Origin of the sequence: Algoriphagus sp. (assembly GCF_046296635.1) — a bacterium.
In the GTDB taxonomy this organism is placed as follows: Bacteria; Bacteroidota; Bacteroidia; order Cytophagales; family Cyclobacteriaceae; genus Algoriphagus.
Map to the genome: position 1 here is coordinate 1 of NZ_JBKBKZ010000032.1, position 17,937 is coordinate 17,937.

16 protein-coding genes are annotated in these 17,937 nt (G+C 41.7%); 5 read left to right on the plus strand and 11 right to left on the minus strand.

Going from position 1 to position 17,937, the window contains the following annotated elements; all coding sequences use genetic code 11:
* Window positions 1–130 precede the first annotated feature (130 nt).
* The 6 genes from ACK4HU_RS18790 to bshC all read right to left on the minus strand — a co-directional run bounded on the left by ACK4HU_RS18790 (window position 131) and on the right by bshC (window position 9,082).
* A complete protein-coding gene (locus ACK4HU_RS18790; protein WP_409809264.1) occupies window positions 131–1,063 on the minus strand; it encodes a hypothetical protein in 933 nt (310 codons plus the stop codon).
* A gap of 17 nt (window positions 1,064–1,080) precedes the next feature.
* Entirely contained in the window at window positions 1,081–2,736 is a 1,656-nt protein-coding gene (locus tag ACK4HU_RS18795; RefSeq protein WP_409809265.1) for a SusD/RagB family nutrient-binding outer membrane lipoprotein, read from the minus strand.
* An 18-nt stretch (window positions 2,737–2,754) separates the two neighbouring features.
* Window positions 2,755–5,985: a SusC/RagA family TonB-linked outer membrane protein gene (locus ACK4HU_RS18800; protein ID WP_409809266.1), complete on the minus strand. Its 3,231-nt coding sequence runs from the start codon at window positions 5,983–5,985 to the stop codon at window positions 2,755–2,757.
* A gap of 446 nt (window positions 5,986–6,431) precedes the next feature.
* On the minus strand, window positions 6,432–6,932 hold the full coding sequence (locus ACK4HU_RS18805) for a hypothetical protein (protein WP_409809267.1): 501 nt from the start codon (window positions 6,930–6,932) through the stop codon (window positions 6,432–6,434).
* 21 nt (window positions 6,933–6,953) lie between these two features.
* On the minus strand, window positions 6,954–7,523 hold the full coding sequence (locus ACK4HU_RS18810; protein WP_409809268.1) for a 5-formyltetrahydrofolate cyclo-ligase: 570 nt from the start codon (window positions 7,521–7,523) through the stop codon (window positions 6,954–6,956).
* Entirely contained in the window at window positions 7,523–9,082 is a 1,560-nt protein-coding gene (gene bshC, locus ACK4HU_RS18815; protein WP_409809269.1) for a bacillithiol biosynthesis cysteine-adding enzyme BshC, read from the minus strand. Before bshC ends, ACK4HU_RS18810 begins: the two co-directional genes overlap by 1 nt.
* Before the next feature lie 192 nt (window positions 9,083–9,274).
* Here bshC and ACK4HU_RS18820 point away from each other — a divergent pair, with 192 nt between their 5' ends.
* The 4 genes from ACK4HU_RS18820 to ACK4HU_RS18835 all read left to right on the plus strand — a co-directional run bounded on the left by ACK4HU_RS18820 (window position 9,275) and on the right by ACK4HU_RS18835 (window position 12,455).
* The gene (locus tag ACK4HU_RS18820; RefSeq protein ID WP_409809270.1) at window positions 9,275–10,513 is read left to right on the plus strand and encodes a M16 family metallopeptidase; all 1,239 of its coding nucleotides are present in this window, start codon (window positions 9,275–9,277) and stop codon (window positions 10,511–10,513) included.
* Window positions 10,513–10,995, plus strand: coding sequence for a 2-C-methyl-D-erythritol 2,4-cyclodiphosphate synthase (gene ispF, locus ACK4HU_RS18825; RefSeq protein ID WP_409809271.1), 483 nt, complete (start codon window positions 10,513–10,515; stop codon window positions 10,993–10,995). The genes ACK4HU_RS18820 and ispF overlap by 1 nt, the downstream gene beginning before the upstream one ends.
* Complete coding sequence (gene mnmD, locus ACK4HU_RS18830; RefSeq protein WP_409809272.1) at window positions 10,992–11,684, plus strand: tRNA (5-methylaminomethyl-2-thiouridine)(34)-methyltransferase MnmD; 693 nt, start codon at window positions 10,992–10,994, stop codon at window positions 11,682–11,684. Before ispF ends, mnmD begins: the two co-directional genes overlap by 4 nt.
* A gap of 303 nt (window positions 11,685–11,987) precedes the next feature.
* The gene (locus ACK4HU_RS18835) at window positions 11,988–12,455 is read left to right on the plus strand and encodes a Clp protease ClpB (RefSeq protein ID WP_409809273.1); all 468 of its coding nucleotides are present in this window, start codon (window positions 11,988–11,990) and stop codon (window positions 12,453–12,455) included.
* Window positions 12,456–12,500: 45 nt separating this feature from the next.
* Here the strand turns inward: ACK4HU_RS18835 and ACK4HU_RS18840 are convergent, their stop codons facing one another.
* The 5 genes from ACK4HU_RS18840 to ACK4HU_RS18860 all read right to left on the minus strand — a co-directional run bounded on the left by ACK4HU_RS18840 (window position 12,501) and on the right by ACK4HU_RS18860 (window position 16,539).
* Window positions 12,501–13,160, minus strand: coding sequence for a phosphatidylserine decarboxylase family protein (locus ACK4HU_RS18840; RefSeq protein WP_409809274.1), 660 nt, complete (start codon window positions 13,158–13,160; stop codon window positions 12,501–12,503).
* Between the two features lie 71 nt (window positions 13,161–13,231).
* Window positions 13,232–14,509: a Glu/Leu/Phe/Val family dehydrogenase gene (locus tag ACK4HU_RS18845; RefSeq protein WP_409809275.1), complete on the minus strand. Its 1,278-nt coding sequence runs from the start codon at window positions 14,507–14,509 to the stop codon at window positions 13,232–13,234.
* Window positions 14,510–14,581: 72 nt separating this feature from the next.
* Window positions 14,582–15,421: a phosphatidate cytidylyltransferase gene (locus ACK4HU_RS18850; protein WP_409809276.1), complete on the minus strand. Its 840-nt coding sequence runs from the start codon at window positions 15,419–15,421 to the stop codon at window positions 14,582–14,584.
* Window positions 15,405–15,611, minus strand: coding sequence for a putative signal transducing protein (locus tag ACK4HU_RS18855; protein WP_409809277.1), 207 nt, complete (start codon window positions 15,609–15,611; stop codon window positions 15,405–15,407). Before ACK4HU_RS18855 ends, ACK4HU_RS18850 begins: the two co-directional genes overlap by 17 nt.
* Window positions 15,586–16,539 (minus strand): CPBP family intramembrane glutamic endopeptidase, encoded by a 954-nt coding sequence (locus ACK4HU_RS18860; RefSeq protein ID WP_409809278.1) that lies wholly within the window; start codon window positions 16,537–16,539, stop codon window positions 15,586–15,588. Before ACK4HU_RS18860 ends, ACK4HU_RS18855 begins: the two co-directional genes overlap by 26 nt.
* A 38-nt stretch (window positions 16,540–16,577) precedes the next feature.
* Here ACK4HU_RS18860 and dusB point away from each other — a divergent pair, with 38 nt between their 5' ends.
* Window positions 16,578–17,573, plus strand: coding sequence for a tRNA dihydrouridine synthase DusB (gene dusB, locus ACK4HU_RS18865; protein WP_409809279.1), 996 nt, complete (start codon window positions 16,578–16,580; stop codon window positions 17,571–17,573).
* Window positions 17,574–17,937: the final 364 nt, after the last annotated feature.

Genomic DNA, 17,937 nt, shown 5'->3' on the forward strand with positions numbered 1-17,937 from the left:
CCTAAACGACCAGAATCCGGAGGCCGAGCGAAGTCGAGGCCATTTTGATTTACTGGCAAAGAAGCGGATATACAGATAAAAAAAAACAGCGCCTTTTGAGCGCTGTTTTTAATAATTTAATTTGATCAAGTTATCTCAACGAAGGCCAAGGTTTGTTGGCATTTGATTTAACTGCCACAGTACCGAATTCACCAAAAGTATTCACCCATCTGAAGGTTAGAACTTGCGGTGTTGCACTAATGACAGTCATGGAATAACTATCACCATACTTATCAGTACCGCTCATAGTCAATTGACCACAAGCATCATTGATTCTTACGTTACCATTTCCCCAAGGGTCTGGGTAACAAGCTTGCCAAGCGCCAAATGTACCATCCGTTACAGTGTAAGCTCCCGGAGTAGCAGCTACTGCCGTAAAGGTGGTTGATCCAGAGAAGGTTTTGTCGCAAAATGTTTCCAAAGCATCAAATGCATACGTACCCGCAAGGTCTGAAGGACAGATTACACTGACAGGATATTGAAATGGTGAATTGTAGAATGGAGCACCTGCAACGTTGTTTGTTACATTGTCCGAGCTAAATCTTCTTCCAAATTTATCATTCAATACTAATCTGAATTCAAACACATCACCACCATCAATTTGGGCAGAAGTTAAACCAACGGCAGCAATTGCCTCAGCAGCAGTCACTTCAAAAGCCACCCTAAGAAATCTTGAATCAGGGTTTGGTTTGAAATCCGAAGCCTGAAGTGTCTTTACAAGGACGTCATTTTCCGGAGTATATCTTAATCCAACACCTGCAATCAATCTTCTGTGTCTTACCCTTACTTCTACATTGGACACAGTAGCACCATCTTCCTTATCTACAGCTTCCAATGTCAAAGCAAACTTGGAGGTTGGTAGACTGAAGAAATTAAACGTTGTACTGGTTCTCGAAATGGTTCTCAAATACGCTGCCGTGTCAAATGTGCTGTATGGAACATTGGGCTCCACAAAATCACGACAGGACGTCAGCAACATGAGCATCATTGCGAATAAGCCGAAACTATATTTTAGCATTTTCATTTTTTCTGATTTTTCGGTTAGTAAATCCAAGGCGAGTCAGGATTTGTATCCCAGAAAGTTTTGGCAGCCAAATCTTTCTTTTGAACAGCATTGGTATTTGTTACCATGTAGACGTTAGGATACAAGTAGGTTCTGATAAATGGTCCAGGATTACCCTCCAGTGCCGGCTGCATTCTTTCAGGCTTACCTGTTCTTCGATAAAGGTCAAATGCCTCTTTTCCATTTCCAAACAAAGCTAACCAGTATTCAACAGCAACCACGTTCAATCTCTCACTTGCATTGGCGGCAGCATCAAACTGATTACCCACGAAAGTGACGTAATTATCTCTGCGGCGATTGTATTGTTCTGCTGGATCAAATGCAGTGATTACTGAAGCTTCAGCTGTAGTCAATGACCAAGTTCTAACATAATTGATCTGCTTGGTAATGCCAGAAAGGAGTAGGGTTTTAGCATTACCCGTAGTCCCTAGAGTCAAAGCAGCCTCTGCAAGCATAAAGTCAACAAAAGCAGCCAACATGATCGGATGGATACCTGCACCTCTTCCTCCCAATAGATTGTTATTTACAGGAGCCGCAGAGTTATTGTCAAATCTACCGGCGGACGGATACACACCATAGGCTGTTCTTTTCAAACCATCCGGTGGAATCCCATCAGGATCCAGGTGATCTCTACCCCAATAACCTCTAGTACCAGGATTACAGTAGATAAAATTACCGACCAAGTAGTGTGGAGGGGCGAGCTGAGTAATACATTCCTGCTCGTCGGGATTAGTTGTATTGGCTAAAACCTGACGATAGAAATAGTATCGTGGTCTCGGATCTTCAATCCCTACTTTTTCCTCTGTCAATCTCCACATGTAAGAGGTAGACTGATAGTCACCACCACCTTGAGTATATTGTCCGGCAAATTTTGGATGTCTGGAATCCGGATCAGCAGCTGTAGTACCAAATTGAAACACAAAATCGTCCCCAACCTTCAGCATATTATCTTCAGCAATCAGCGCATTAATACCTGCTGTAGATGCGGCAGCGGCAACCAATTTGGTGTTGATAAAAAACTTCAACTTCAAGGTATTAACCAATCGAACCCATTTGGTATAATTTCTATTATAGAAATAATCATTTGGAGTCCCCACAGAAGTGGCAGCTGTAAAGTGACCCGCCGCTTCATTCAATAGCGCAAAAGCCGCTTGATAAACAGAAGCACCGGTATCAGTTTTAGGATTGAAATTGGCAGGATTTAGTGCTTCAGTAAGCGGCACATCCCCGAAGGAATCTACCAAATCCATTAGGACCATTGCTTTTACCGTTTTTGCAATACCCATATGACGCTGAAGATTTGCTGCAGTTGCCAAAGGCATCAGAAAATCAATATCAGCCAAGATATTTGCGTAAGCATTTGTCCAAACACCATTTGTATTTGGAGCAGTGTATGCTGCTTCATAAAGTGCAGAACCTTGATTAATTTGACGAGTAAGTCTAGCTCCTCTGTCGGCCAAACCAAACCAATGAGACTGATAATCCAGTTGGATTCTGTTCAAAAGAAAATCCGGTGATGCAGTTTGCGCATTTACCGCATTGGGATTTTCCAGCAATTCCTCCAACTTGTCACCACAAGACGTGGCAAATACCAAAGAGGTAGCTACTGTCAATCCATATAGAAATTTTTTCATTTTCATGTCTGTTTAGGGTTAGAAAGTAAGAGTTAACGTTCCACCCACTCTTTTAGAGCTAGGACCAGTCACAAAATCAAATCCGAGACCATTACCAACTCCCGTTCCCAACACGTCCACATCAAAGTTCATGTTTGGAGGAAAGTTGAGTGCCAAAAACCAGAGGTTGGTTCCACTCACTGCGAATGATGCTCTCTTGAAAGGAGTCTTAGCCATTAAGGAATTTGGCAATTGATAAGCAAGCGATACTTCTCTCATACGGACCATAGAACCGTCAAATACGTTTGGCTCATCAGTCGCACCTTGATAACCTCCAAAGAAGTAATCAGAAGCTGTAATCTGCTGATCGTTTGGAATATACTTAGGAGTTCCATCTGCATTTGTACCATCCTGTCTTACACCGGGTAAGATAAACGTCAACTCTCTGTCAACAACCGGATCTTTGGTCACACCACGAGCCAACGTTGCAGTAACAGTATTAGAGAAAACAACACCCTTGTGTCTATATTCCATCATCACATTCAGGTTGAAGCCCCTGTAAGTAAATCCATTGATCCATGAACCTGTCCAAGCTGGGTTTGGATCACCCAAAACAACAAGATTAGCAGCAGGTTTATGTAAACCATTTGATAGGATGATTGGATCTCCCTCAGGAGTTCTATCAAAACCAACCCCTTTGATCACATTGAAAGGCTGACCAGGTATCGCAAAGTTGCCTAGTGTGGTAAAACCTGCTACAACAACTTCTTCTAAACCTCCACCCAACTCAAGAACTTCAGTGCGATAAGTCGACCAGTTAATGGTAGAATTCCACTGGAATCCAGAAGGAGTAGAAATTGGAGTAACCGTGGCCTGAAGTTCAGCACCTCGGGTTCTGATCTTACCAATATTTATAGCCGTAAACGTGAAACCAGTAGCCGGATCAATCGGAGATTGAGTGATTAGATCTCTAGTGTTTTTCTCATAGAGGGAGAGATCAAATCGAAGTTTATTATTGAACATCACTGCCTCCACACCGAATTCCAATTCGCCATGAAGCTCGGGTCTCAAGTTTGGATTACCTAGGATATTGGAAACTGAGTGAGTTGCTGTAACTCCACCTCGATCAAACGCTCTTGCGGATTGTGCCAGAATATTTCTGGTACTGTATGGTCTTGGGTAACCCGCTGAGGTTCCATAGCCCAATCGTAACTTCAAATCATTGAGAGTGGAAGATCTCCAATCAAAGGCAGTAGTCGGAAGGAATGAAATTGAAGCACCTGGATAAAGAATACTTCTGTTTTCGGCCTCCACTGTTGAAGTCCAGTCATTTCTGGCAGAAAGGTTCAAGAACAAGAAATCAGAATAATCCAGCGTAATGTTGGTGTACACACCATATCTTCTTTCTTCCTGAGTAGCCGTCATTGTACCCCCTGAATAAGCATCATTACTGGATGAATTTTCAAAGTTGGAGTGACGGAAAAGGCCATAAGCCAACTGACCCTGAGACGCTACTCCGTTTTGTGCGTAGGTGTCATAGCGGGAGTTACCTCCAAGCAATGCACTCATACTGAATTTATCGGAAAATTCCTTTTTCCAATTGAGAATCAAATCCTGATTCCAGATGGTATTTGTGATATTTATCGATCTATAGTACCCGTTTCTGGTCGCCAAATTGGAAGAGGGTCCCCCTTTGTTATATCTCAATTCTTGCAATTCTGTATAAGTATCGAGACCCAGTCTGTAGGTGATTGAGAAATTGTCATTGATATCATAATTCAAAGAGGTAGAGTTGAAGAAACGCTGTACATCCGAAGAATTGACATAATTTCTTACTAACCAATTTGGATTTACTATACCATTATCACCTCGGAAATAAACAGAGCTCTTATCAACAGGATTTTCCCATGGAAGTCCGCCCAAGTCCATTGAGCGAGGCGTGAAAAGCACGTGACCAAAAACAGAAGGAATTGCACTTCCGGAACCGAAAGAGGCATTTACGGGAGGAGAAAGCAAATCTGTTTTTGAGAAAGTAAAGGATGAGTTTACTGACAACTTATCACTTATTGCAGAGTTGATTCCCAATCCAAAGTTGTATTTCTCCAGATTATTACCTGGCAAATAGCCCTCTTCGTCCGTGTAACCAAAGCTTGCATTGAATCCTGTTTTGTCAGAACCGCCGGCAATTTGTATGGAAGTATTTGAGATCAAGCCTGTCTTAAAGAATACTTTAGACGGATCATCATAAGCCTTGTATTCATACCTGACAGGGGTTCCGCCTATGATTCCATTTTCCCAAAATTGCGGAAATGCATTCCGTATCGCAGCAACAGAAGAAACAGCGTATGGGTGGGCCACAGTCCGACCTTCATCCAATCTCGGACCGAAGTTAGAGAAGAAGAAACCCGGAGCCTGCTGGAAACCATTTCCATATTCGTTGCCGTAAGTTGGCAAAGAAGCCGCCTGATTGGTGAAAACCGATTGGTTGATCGTCACTTCAGCAGCCTTTCTCTTAGAAGCACCAGACTTGGTAGTGATCAGGATTACCCCGTTTCTACCTTGGTCACCATAGAGAACAGTTGCTGAAAGACCTTTCAACACAGACATGCTCTCGATGTTGTTTGGATCGATATCCAAGAATCGGGAGGATGTGGTTGCACCACCCTGGTTAAATCCGTTCTGGTTGTTGGTACTTGTGTTGAACGGAACCCCATCCACCACAAACAAAGGCTGGTTGGAACCTGTAGCAGAGGAATATCCTCTAATTACCATGTTGGTACCCGAACCAGACATCCCGTTGGTAGATGTAATGTTTACACCTGGCACTTTGCCCTGAAGTACTCTAGCCACGTCAGACTCTGGTCTGTTCTCCAGCTGCGTATTGTCCACTGTTGTTACTGCGTAACCCAGTGCCTTTTTCTCTCTTTCGATACCGATCGCCGTAACTACCACTTCGGATAGATTTGACGCATCAGTCTTGAGAGTGATGTTGACTACGGACCTGTTGCCGATAGTCTCTTCTGCGGATTTAAGACCCACAAAGGAGAAAATCAAAACATTAGATCCCGCCGGTACATTGATAGAGTAATTACCATCCAAATCGGTGGTAGTACCTACTGTTGTACCCTTGACGAGAACTGTTGCCCCTGGCAACCCTAATCCGTCTTCCTCGGAAATTACCGTACCGGTAATTACCCGTTGCTGCGCCGACACCTCATAGCTGAGGGTCATGGTGAAAAGCGCAACAACAAAGAGTAAAGCTTTTCTCATAAGGTATTTAGTTTAGTTGATTCGGTAAATAAAAATTATTATCAGATCATTTCAAAAGCGGTAAAAATTTTGTGTGAACGGGACGATAAGCACTTTATTTGGTCGAAATCGATAATGTTAACAATTATTAACTGTCTGAGGCTAATTTTTTAACATTCGCGAAACAATATTTTGAAAAATCCCCTAAAAGATTGAATTGAAAATTTATTCTCAACTGAAAAAAAAAATTAAATAGGGTAGAAAAACTGTTTTTTACTCGTTTTTAAGAATAAAAAGTATCTTTTCTTTCATTTTTTCTAATAAAATTTTAAAACTTTGTTGTTTTCGAAATTCAATAATTGAATTTTTTAAAAAATCGAAATTTCATGTTCATTTTTATTAACATTTTTCTCATTTTTTTGTCAAAAATGAAAAAACTGGTTCATTTTATAACCAGTTTTCTAATTTCAAAAAGAATATCTCAAAGTAAAGGCTACTTCATCTCCCCACAACTTAGTGAACCTAACAAAATTATATGCTGGTTTCCAGTCAAAGCTTAGATAAATATTAGTGTTATAAAAATTATACTCTAAACCAGCTATAAAATCAACTCCATAAGCCTTGTAATCCTCTGTGCCTTTGTACACCCAAGGCGGTTCAGCTTTCGGTTCTTTCCAAATCCCATAATGCACTCCACCTCCTAGGTACCATTCCAAACCGCGGAATTCACGGATATCCATGTGCTTTTCATAAAGTAAAGCTGCATTCCATCCTTTCCAGCGGTTAAAGACCATAAGTTCCACAGCTGACTGATCAGTCACGAACTGTTTTACAGAAGCACCAAAGGAGGTTCCCGCCCGAACCCCTAACATCGTGTTATAAGCGCCTTGTTGCCCATTGACAAAGGGCGAAAAAGAAATAAATGCCAGAAAAATTAAGGCAGAAGTAAGTAAGGGGTACTTTTTCAATGTCTAACTGATTAATTCCAGTCAAAATGTAAAAACTTTTTCCGGAGTAATGCAATAATCTAATTCGATATCATGCGGTTCGGGTTGAATTGCCTCTTCGGGTTCAAAAAAACTCAGTCCGATTTTGATTACATCATTATTTAATGTGCTTAGAAAAGTATCATAAAAGCCTTTTCCAAACCCTACCCGATTTCCGGACTTGTCGTAGGCCAGCAAAGGGACAAATACAAGTTCTATTTTGCCTGGAGACACCATGATAGATTCTTGGGGCACCGGAATACCCCATTCGTCCAAGAAAAAAGCTGCATCAGCCGGTAGTTTTAGCGTTTCCAGTTCTGTATTCGCTTTGTTCACCTGAGAAGTGTACAAGGTTTTTCCCTTTTGATCAAGGGAATTCTGGATATAAAAGGTATTTACCTCATTGAATCGATCAATTGGGAAAAATAAATGGAAGTGTTGAATCGAATCTTTTCCTTCAAGCCACTTTTGCAATTGAGCGTTGATTGCCTTGGATTTCACCTCTACCTCTTCCTGTTTGAGGCTTTTTCTCAGCTGTCTGTAAGCTGAACGTAATTCTTGTTTAGTCTTCATTAATATTCCAGTACCATCATGTTAAATTCCAAGGGATCAAAACAACCAAGTAAATCTTCAATTAAATTGGGATTTGACAGGTAAAACTGCATCATGTTAACCACACGCTCCTGAGGACTACCGCTCGGAGCCGTAAAATCTAAAATTGCTTTTCCTCTATTCAATTCCATTGAAAGCCTTCTTTCTTCAGCCTTCCGCAATTTGGCACTCATCTGATCGATAATTTTTAAGCTTCGCACTTTCCCAGCCTGAAATGCGGAATCCAAACTCTTCTCCAAGGCGGACGCTTCTTTTCCTTTTTCATCAAAAAGTTGAGAGATGATTTCTCTTTCTTCTTTCATACCGAAATCCACCTGCGCCTGTTGAGCCACAAAAGCTTTCTTCCAGCTTTCAAAATCAACAAAAACATCTTCCAATCTCCAACCCAGTTTTTCCATCTTTTTCAAAATAGGCTGATCGAGAATTAAAGCGAAATTTCTGGGTAAAAGAACAGGAAAAGGAACTTCAAACTGATCGAAAATCCCCTTCAACTGCAACCAATAAACCACCTCAGCGGGACCTCCCAAATAAGCTAAATTGGGAAGAATCACTTCCTGATATAAAGGCCTTAAGACAACATTTGGACTGAATCGCTCAGGATTAGATTCAACCATGGAATCAAGTTCTTGGACAGTGAATCGGATATCTGAATTCAAAACTTGAAACCCATCACCAGATCGTTCGATCCGTTCACGAAGTCCATTTTCCAAATAGAAGAAATTAATTTTCCTCGGGAAAATTTGACTTTTATAGCCCAGTTCCTCTAATTCCTTTGATGCACGCTGTGCTTTTTCAAAAGGGATATGCTCAAAAAGATCTGCTTTGATCACCGGTTTAAATAGAGATTTGAACGCAGCGTCATTTCCATCCACTACCAAAAGACCTTCCTCTCCAAACATTTGATTCACATATTTTCTTACGGCTTCCCCTAAAGTTTTACTGCCCAAATAGGCATTTTTGAAAACATCCGGAGCAAAATCCACTTCTTTCATAAAAGCCTTGAAGGAATCATCAAGTATAAAATCACCTACTGCACCCTGCTGATTGGAGTGCCATTGATACTTTTTACCGTCAAGCCTGAAATAATTGATCTCGTCAAAATCATGATCTTCAGTTGCCATCCAATAAACCGGGATAAAATGGAATTCGGGATAGGTCGCTTTTAACTTTTTAGCCAGATTGATCGTGGAGACGATTTTATAGATAAAATAGAGCGGACCGGTAAAAAGATTTAACTGATGGCCTGTCGTGACAGTGAATGTTTTCTCATCTAATATTGAGTCAATATTAGAGGACACTGCCTCTGAAATTTCTATTTCTGAATAATGATTTACTAACACACGATGAAGAATTTCTCGATTTTCGAAAGGGAATTTTTTCGCTTCAATTGCTGCTTTGAAACTCTCAATATTGAGTAAATGCGAATAAAATGGCCTTAATGCTTCCTTTCCTTCAATGTAGTCTAAAAAAAATCTCGAAAACTGTCCCGTCTTTTTCAGATCTACGCAGTGTTTTTTCATCGGAATGGGTGAAGTATGTTTGGGAAGTCTAACTTAGCGCTTCGAACCAAAGTTCGGCTTTTTTTGTAAAAAACAGGACATCTTACATTAATGGCAGGTTTAAGTGGTGAAAATTTGAAATCAAAAGATTTCCACACTTTTCTAAAACCAAAACTGGCTTATGTGATTTCTAAAGAATGCTAAACCAATAATATGTTTCCATATCATAGAATTTTTCTGAAAAATGGCCTTGAAGTGATCGTCCATGAGGATCACAGCAGCAAAATCGCCGTTTTCAATCTCTTATATAAAGTAGGGTCGAGATTTGAGCAAGTTGGAAAAACCGGGTTGGCTCATTTTTTTGAGCACTTAATGTTTGGAAGCTCTGCCAATGTCCCTGTTTTCGATCGGGAATTGGAGCGAGTAGGTGGGTCTTGCAATGCCTTCACCAGCCCTGACATCACCAATTATTACATGACCCTTCCTGCAGCAAATATCGAAACAGCCTTTTGGCTGGAATCCGATCGGATGCTGCAATTGAGCCTAAGTGAAAAAACCATCGAAACCCAGCGCAAAGTGGTGATGGAGGAATACAAGCAGCGGTATCTCAATCAGCCTTACGGAGATGTGTGGCATCATATGCGGGATTTAGCCTTTGAAAAGCATGCTTACCGCTGGCCGACAATCGGTCAAACACTTGATGACATCATTAACTACACCAAAGCCGATATTCTGGATTTTTATAACACGCATTATCATCCGGGCAATGCCATCCTTGTGGTGGCGGGAGATGTCACGCTTTCTCAAATAGAAAATTTAGCAGAAAAGTGGTTTGGCCCAATCCCATCAAATTCTTCATCTTGGAGTGGACAATTGCATGAACCTGTCCAAACTATAAAAAAATCCAAAGAGCTTCATTCCAACGTCCCTACTGATGCATTATATAAAGCCTTTAAAATGCCGGGGAAAGGCGAACCGGGCTATTTGGAAGCAGATTTGATCAGTGATATTTTGGGCTCGGGAAAATCTTCCCTACTCGAGCAACGGCTTGTCAAAAACGGGAAAATATTTGCATCCGTAGGAGGATATATCACCGGATCTGTGGACCCTGGACTTCTTGTTTTTTCCGGGAAAATGGAATCCGGAGTCTCCGCCAAAGCGGCCGAAGATGCACTGGATGAAGTTTTATCGGAGTTTATTTATAATGAAATTTCTGAACGAGAACTCCAAAAAATCAAAAATCAGGGAGAGGCTATGAAAACCTATGAATCAATTCAATTGCTCAATCGGGCGATGAATTTGGCATATTTTGCCCATTTGGGTGATCCCGACATATATTGGAGAGAATTTGAAGAAAAATCAAAAATTCAAGCTCCTCAAATCAAAGCTTGGGCTAACCAAATCTTGAAGGAGGATCAGGCTTCTGTTCTTTATTATCAATCGATTAATTAATGACACCATTTAGAATAGGATTCGGATACGATGTCCATCAGCTTAAGCAAGGCTATGATTTTTGGTTGGGCGGGATCAAAATTGAACATGAAAAAGGTGCTGTGGGTCACTCGGATGCCGATGTTTTGATTCATGTAATTTGTGATGCGCTTCTTGGAGCAGCCAATTTGCGAAATATCGGCTACCATTTTTCTGACAAAGACCCCAAATTCAAAGGAATCGACAGCAAAATCCTCTTGACTGAAGTCATGAAAATGATTCGGGAAGCTGGCTATGAAATCGGGAATCTGGACTCAACAGTTTGTTTGCAAATTCCCAAACTTAATCCTCACATTCCTGTCATGAAAAGTTGTCTTGCAGAAGTTATGCACGTAGAGGAAGATGCCATATCCATCAAAGCCACCACATCCGAGCATCTGGGTTTTGTGGGAAGAACAGAAGGAGTTTCTGCCTATTGCACCGCATTGATTTATAAAGTATGAGTGAAAAGCTGAAAATCATCACCACAGAGGATGGTTCGCATTCTCTTTATCACGAAGACCTTCAGGAAACCTACCATAGTTTTCATGGTGCCTATCGGGAATCGATTCATGTTTATATGATTTACGGCTTAGATTCTTGGCTTGCAAGGAATCCACGCAAATTCCCCATCCGAATATTTGAAGTGGGTTTTGGGACAGGATTGAATGCTTGGCTGGCATTGGTTTGGGCCGAGCAAAATCAGATTCCTGTTCTTTACCATACGATTGAGCCTTTCCCAATCGAGAAGGAAGTTTATTCTCAACTTAATTATATTGAGCATGACCATGGCATTTGGCATTTCCATAAATACTTCGAAGCGCTCCATCAAGCTCCTTGGAATGAAGGGGGTCCGGTTTCAGAATATTTCAATTTCAAAAAAGATAGCGTAACGCTTGAAGAAGCCCAACTCTATCCATCGGATGTCGTCTTTTTTGATGCCTTTGCCCCGAGTAAACAACCGGAACTTTGGACGAAAGAGATTTTGGAAAAAGTGACAGATGCCATGCGACCCGGCGGAGTATTTACAACTTATTCCTCAAAGGGTCAATTGCAGCGTGACCTAAAGGAACTCGGATTGGCAGTAGAAGTAGTTCCGGGTCCTCCGGGGAAGAAGGAGATGACAAGAGCTTGGAAGGGCTTTGTGGAGTAGGCAGTTGCGGAAGTAAGTTGGCAGTTGCAGTGAGTAGTAGGCAGATTGTGAGTAGTGAGTAGTAAATGGTAAATGGTAAATGGTAAATAGTAAATGGTTAGTAGTTAGTGATCAGTTTGCAGGTCTGTCAGACTGAGCAGCCTGTCCGCCGTGGCGGAAAGTCGAAGTCAGTTCCAGGTGGCACGGCAATTACGCTGTCAAAAATCCCAAAGATTTTCCTGAAAACTGCTAATTGAGACTGAATACTAAAAAAGGAACTGGAATAGGTTTTGTTTTAAAAGAAAAAAATCAATCGAAAAAATCATGCTCAATTTAATAGCTGTACTACTATTTACACTTTACCAAAGTCCAGGATTTGATGGGGCTAAACTCGAGCGGATGGTCCAGGAAAGAGATAAACTACACGCACAATGGCGGTCATCCGAAAGCAAAAAGTCAGGAATTTTTGGAAATCGTACAAAAAAAGACATGATCGGGACTAATGAATGGCTCGAGCGGATCGTCTCCAAAGACAATCAGATTATGGACGAGCTTCGAATGATTGGTTCGATAGAAACGACAGTTATTTCCCAGGAAAAAGAAGATTACAAGTCCATCACAATTACGCTTGAACGGGATGTCCAATCACTGAAACGAGCCGTTGCAGAGCGGGATAAAGAAATTGAAGTCAAATTGCGCGAGCGAAGAACCTTTGAATGGACGACCTTGATTTTTTTCCTTAGTACTCTTGGCCTAGGCTTGTGGGTTTATAAAATCAAAAAGGCTTCCTGATCGTTAGGAAGCCTTTTTCATTTACTTTTATAAACTACCTGTACACTATTTCAACCTGGCAATTGGCGTCCTTGCTCCTTTAGTTACTTGATCCATTGTACATAGAATCTCTGCATCGAGTGGCAAGTACATATCTACACGCGAACCAAATTTAATAAAGCCAAACTCCCCACCTTGTTCGAGTTGAGAGCCAGCTTTCACATACCACTTGATTCTTCTGGCTAGAGCTCCGGCTATTTGGCGAACCATGATTTTAGTTCCCTTTTCATCCTTGATTACCATAGAAGTTCGCTCGTTTTCAGTGCTGGATTTTGGATGCCAAGCCACGAGATATTTCCCTGGGTGATATTGGAAATATTCTACTTCACCTTTTACAGGTGATCGATTGACATGGACATTGATCGGAGACATGAAAATGGAAACTTGCTTGCGCTTTTCTTTTAAATACTCTCCTTCGAATGCCTCTTCAATCACCACTACTTTACCATCTGCAGGCGCGAAGACAATTCCTTCTTGGTCAGGCAAAGGAAAAACAGGATTTCTAAAAAATTGGAGGACAATCAAGTATAAACCCACGCTGACCAACATTGATAAATTAATGAGCAGCCTTTCTTCAGGCAAATAATAATAAAGCAAGTAATTAAGTGCAACGAGGATGATCATCATCCAAAACAGGAGTACTCTTCCCTCTCGATGTATTGTCATAGTGATTGAATTAAAAAGGCGTGGATTTAACTCCACGCCCTCAAAGGTAAAAATTTTAACCAAATAAGGCCTTAGAACCCACCTCGGAAGGTATAGGTCTTGGCCACTTTATCAATTGCTACGATGTAAGCGGCAATCCGCATGGACACGCCATATTTGACAGAAGCTTCGTACACATGCTCAAAGGCATCTTTCATGATCCGATCTGATCTACGATTGACCCGGTCTGCAGTCCATTTGTATCCTAATCTGTTTTGCACCCACTCAAAATAAGAAACTGTCACACCGCCGGCGTTAGCCAGAATATCAGGCACAGCCATGATGCCTTTTTCCAAAAGGATTGCATCCGCTCTTGCAGAAGTAGGTCCATTGGCACCTTCTACAATAAGTTTCGCCCGAACTCTTTCGGCATTTTTTGCAGTTATCACATCTTCCATTGCTGCAGGCACAAGGACATCCACTTCCAATGTCAGCAAATCATCTGCATTTTCCATTCGATCTCCGCCGGTGAATCCTTCCAAGGTTCCCTTATTTGCTTCTTTGTGCTTGATCGCTTCTTGGATATTGATTCCCTTTTCGTTGAAGAAGCCTCCTGTGTGATCGGAAATCGCCACAATTTTCAAACCTCTTTCTTCCAAAAGCTGTGCTGCCCAACTACCTACATTACCAAAACCCTGAACAGCACATGTGGCTGAAAAAGGGTTGATTTTCAACTTCTGCATGGCCGCTAAAGCAGTGACCATCACACCTCGACCTGTGGCTTCTGTCCTTCCCAGAGAACCTCCAAGGACCAAAGGTTTCCCTGTCACCACAGAAGGTACTGTCATCCCATGAGCTTTGGAGTATTCATCCATCAACCAAGCCATTTCTCTAGGACCTGTTCCCATATCCGGAGCAGGAATATCCTTATCCGGACCAAAGACATCGATCATAGCCATGGTGTAAGCACGAACCAGTCGCTCGATTTCACCTTTTGACATCTCTCGGGGATTGCATCGTACTCCTCCTTTACCCCCACCATAAGGAATGTCTACTACTGCACACTTCCAAGTCATCCACGCAGCAAGTGCTCGCACTTCATCCAGGTGTACATCAGGAGCAAAACGAATCCCCCCTTTTGCAGGTCCCAGAATATTAGAATGGATAACACGGATTCCTTCAAATACTTGGATCTTACCAGTGTCCATAGTGATGGGAAGGGAGACGATTACTTGTTTGGCGGGATTCTTCAACACGTTGTAAACCTCATCGGAGAGACCGAGTTTCTCAGCAGCGATGTTGAATCTTTCCATCATTGACTCCAAAGGATTCTCTTTATCCTTTATTGGAGCCGGTTCAATGTAAGCCATATTGGGTTATTAAAATGAAAATGTGAAATGCTATACAAACTTAATTAGATTTTCAGACTGGGCCTTGTTCTATTAGAAGATTTTCAAAAAAGCGGTAATAAATGGAGCGGAAAGTAATAATCCGTCAAAACGATCCATAAATCCCCCATGTCCTGGAAGACCGTTACCAGAGTCTTTGATTTCGATAGAACGCTTGAAAAGTGACTCAATCAAGTCGCCATATGTACCAGCTATAATAATGATGCCAGCTATCACCAGCCACTTCCAATCTGCGATAACATGGAAGTATTGTGAAATGATAAATGCCACAGCAATAGCCGAAAAAGCTCCGCCTAGAAAACCTTCCCATGATTTTTTTGGAGACACCCGTTCAAAAAGCTTTGTCTTGCCAAACTTAGTCCCCGCAAAATACGCCCCTGTATCACTTGCCCATAGAATAAGTAAACTCCCAATCAAGATCTCAAAGTGATAGACTGCGTCCACAGAGAAAACAGCCAGATTTAACAGCGAAAATGGGACTGCAACATAAAAAATCCCCAAATAAGTGAATGCTACACCTGTGAAGGGCTTCTTATCAGTTTTTTTGTAGAGTTTGATGAAAAAAGTAAGAGATACCAGAGGAAAGATCAAGTAAAGGTATTCGTGGGGAAGTCGCTCTTTTTCGATCATGAAAGTCAAAGTGAAAATCATCAGACCAAGAAACGTCCCAAAGCTCCTTAGAGGAAGCATTCCATCCAAGCCGGTAAGTTTGTAAAATTCCATTTGGGCGAAGCCTAAAATTGTAACAAAAACAATAAAATAGGTCCAATCCGAATAAATTGCGGCCGAGACTACCACTAATGCTCCAATGACAGCAGTGATCGCCCGCTGCCCTAGATTACTGTAATTATTGATGTTAAAACGTGATCTCATTTTGAATCAATTGCATGGCGAGTAGGGCATCGCCCTTTGGGACAAGTACTTCATAAGTGCCAAATACGTGATAAACAGTCTCTTTCTTATTCATCACTACGGCAGAGATTCCGTTTTCTTCCAAAACACCCTTCACGATTTCAGCGCGAATTTGATTCTGATTCTCAAATACCTTTATCCAACTGTCCATCTTTGGGTTGATTGATTGTTTTAAAGTAAAAGAATCCAACCATAAGAACCAAAAGTCCGAGAATGGCTGCCGGATAAGAAACAGTATCCGTTGATTCCAAATCAAAATCTACCATCCCCTGATTTGACATGTAAATCACAATTACAGTTAGGGTATTATTGAAAATATGTGCCAAAATCGGATAGAATAGGCTTCCTGAATACAAATACATGTAGCCAAATAAAGCTCCCAAAAATACTCTGGGGAGGAAGCCATAAAATTGAACATGAATAGCTGAAAAAATAATTGCTGTCAACCAAATCCCCCAATGAGCCGAATTGGTGTATTGCTTCATTTTCGGTTGGATCAAACCACGGAAAAACATTTCTTCTCCAATTCCAGCAAAAACCCCAATTACCAAAATACCGGTCAATAACTCCGGGATATTTTGAAAATCAGTCAGAAACTTGGTCATTTCCATCAACTGAGTCTCCATTTCCTTCATCCAGCTTTCGATTCCCGACATGGACTCCGGCAAGACAAGCTGCGCATTCCAATACACCAAAAGTCCATTGAAAAACATCGCTCCGAGAGTAATTCCGAATACAACACCTAGATTTTTAACATTAAATCTGGACTGTTGGACATCCCACTTTAAATCTGCTTTTTCAATAAAGCGGGTAATAATCCAAGCTGCAAGCCAGAATCCAATCCCCGAACCAATCCCTTGGACAAAATACATGGCCATCCTACCGTTAGGCACATCATAATTGCCGGTCATGAGCCCCATAATTTCTGCTACTGAGATATTAAACAGAGTCGGCATGAAAGCCAGTGCGATCCCCTGAAGTAAAATAAGTGTACCAAAAGTGACTAAAACAATGACTATCAACGACAATAGCCAATTCTTTCGCTTGGCTATTTCGGACTGGGCTTCGTATATCTCCATAATTTCAGGTAAATTTACGCCAAATTTAGAATTGAGAAGTGGTTAAGATTGGAAAGTTGGAGCTGGGAGAATTTCCTCTACTGCTCGCCCCCATGGAAGATGTAAGCGATCCACCCTTTCGCGCAGTCTGTAAACAGAACGGGGCAGACCTCATGTACACCGAATTTATCAGCTCAGAAGGGCTGATCAGAGACGCCTCCAAAAGCATTCAAAAGTTGGATGTGTATGACTATGAGCGACCCGTAGGTATACAGATATTCGGCGCTGAGATCGAATCTATGCGTGAAGCTGCCGCGATAGCTGAAGCCGCCGGTCCTGATATTTTGGACATCAACTTTGGATGCCCGGTACACAAAGTGGCCTGCAAGGGTGCCGGAGCCGGTATCTTATTGGATATCGACAAGATGGTCTCCATGACCGCAGAGATCGTCAAGCGTGTGAATATTCCTGTTACAGTGAAAACCCGTTTAGGTTGGAGTCATGACACGATACGGATTGTAGAGGTAGCCGAGAGGCTTCAGGATATTGGAATTCAGGCGATTTCGATCCATGCTAGGACGCGTCAGCAAATGTACAAAGGCGAGGCAGACTGGAGTTACCTCAATTTGGTCAAAGAAAATCCAAGATTGCATATCCCGGTTTTCGGAAATGGAGATATAGACTCGCCGGAAAAAGCTGCTGAATACCGAACAAAATACAATGTTGATGGAATGATGATCGGACGAGCTTCGATCGGCTATCCATGGATTTTCAATGAAATCAAGCACTACTTCGCCACCGGTGAAAAACTTCAAGCACCAACCCTGGAAGAACGGATCGCTGTCGCAAAAAAACACCTGGACTTCTCAGTGGAATGGAAAGGTGAAAAGCAGGGAATACTTGAAATGCGTCGTCACTACACGAATTATTTCCGAGGGATGCCAAATTTCAAACCGTTCCGAACTGAAATGGTCACTGCCGATACCTATGAACAAGTAGTGGAAATTCTAGAACAGGTCGAAGAATTTTATGCGGATTATGAATTTCAAAGCTGAAACCAAGAGACTGTCTTAAAAGACTTTTCTATGTCAGGCTGAGTCTGAAATATTTGGTAAACATACAAAAAGGGAATGACAGGGTTTAGCATGCCAAAAGCCAATAAAATGTGAGCTTACGTCTGGATTTTGTTCGGCTAGACAAAACATTGATCGGAAGGGCTCGGGGGGAGGATTTGCCAGCGAGCCAGCGTTCGGCCTAGTGCGCCTGCCTGCCGGCAAAGGCAGGGTTGGAGCTTTGGCAAATCTTGACCTTTTGGTTCTTTTGGGTCAAGCCAAAAGAACGAAGAAAAACAATAGCCTAACCTAAATCCAAAACCATGATTAAAGATCAATGTCTAACGATTTAAAGATTCCAAATCGG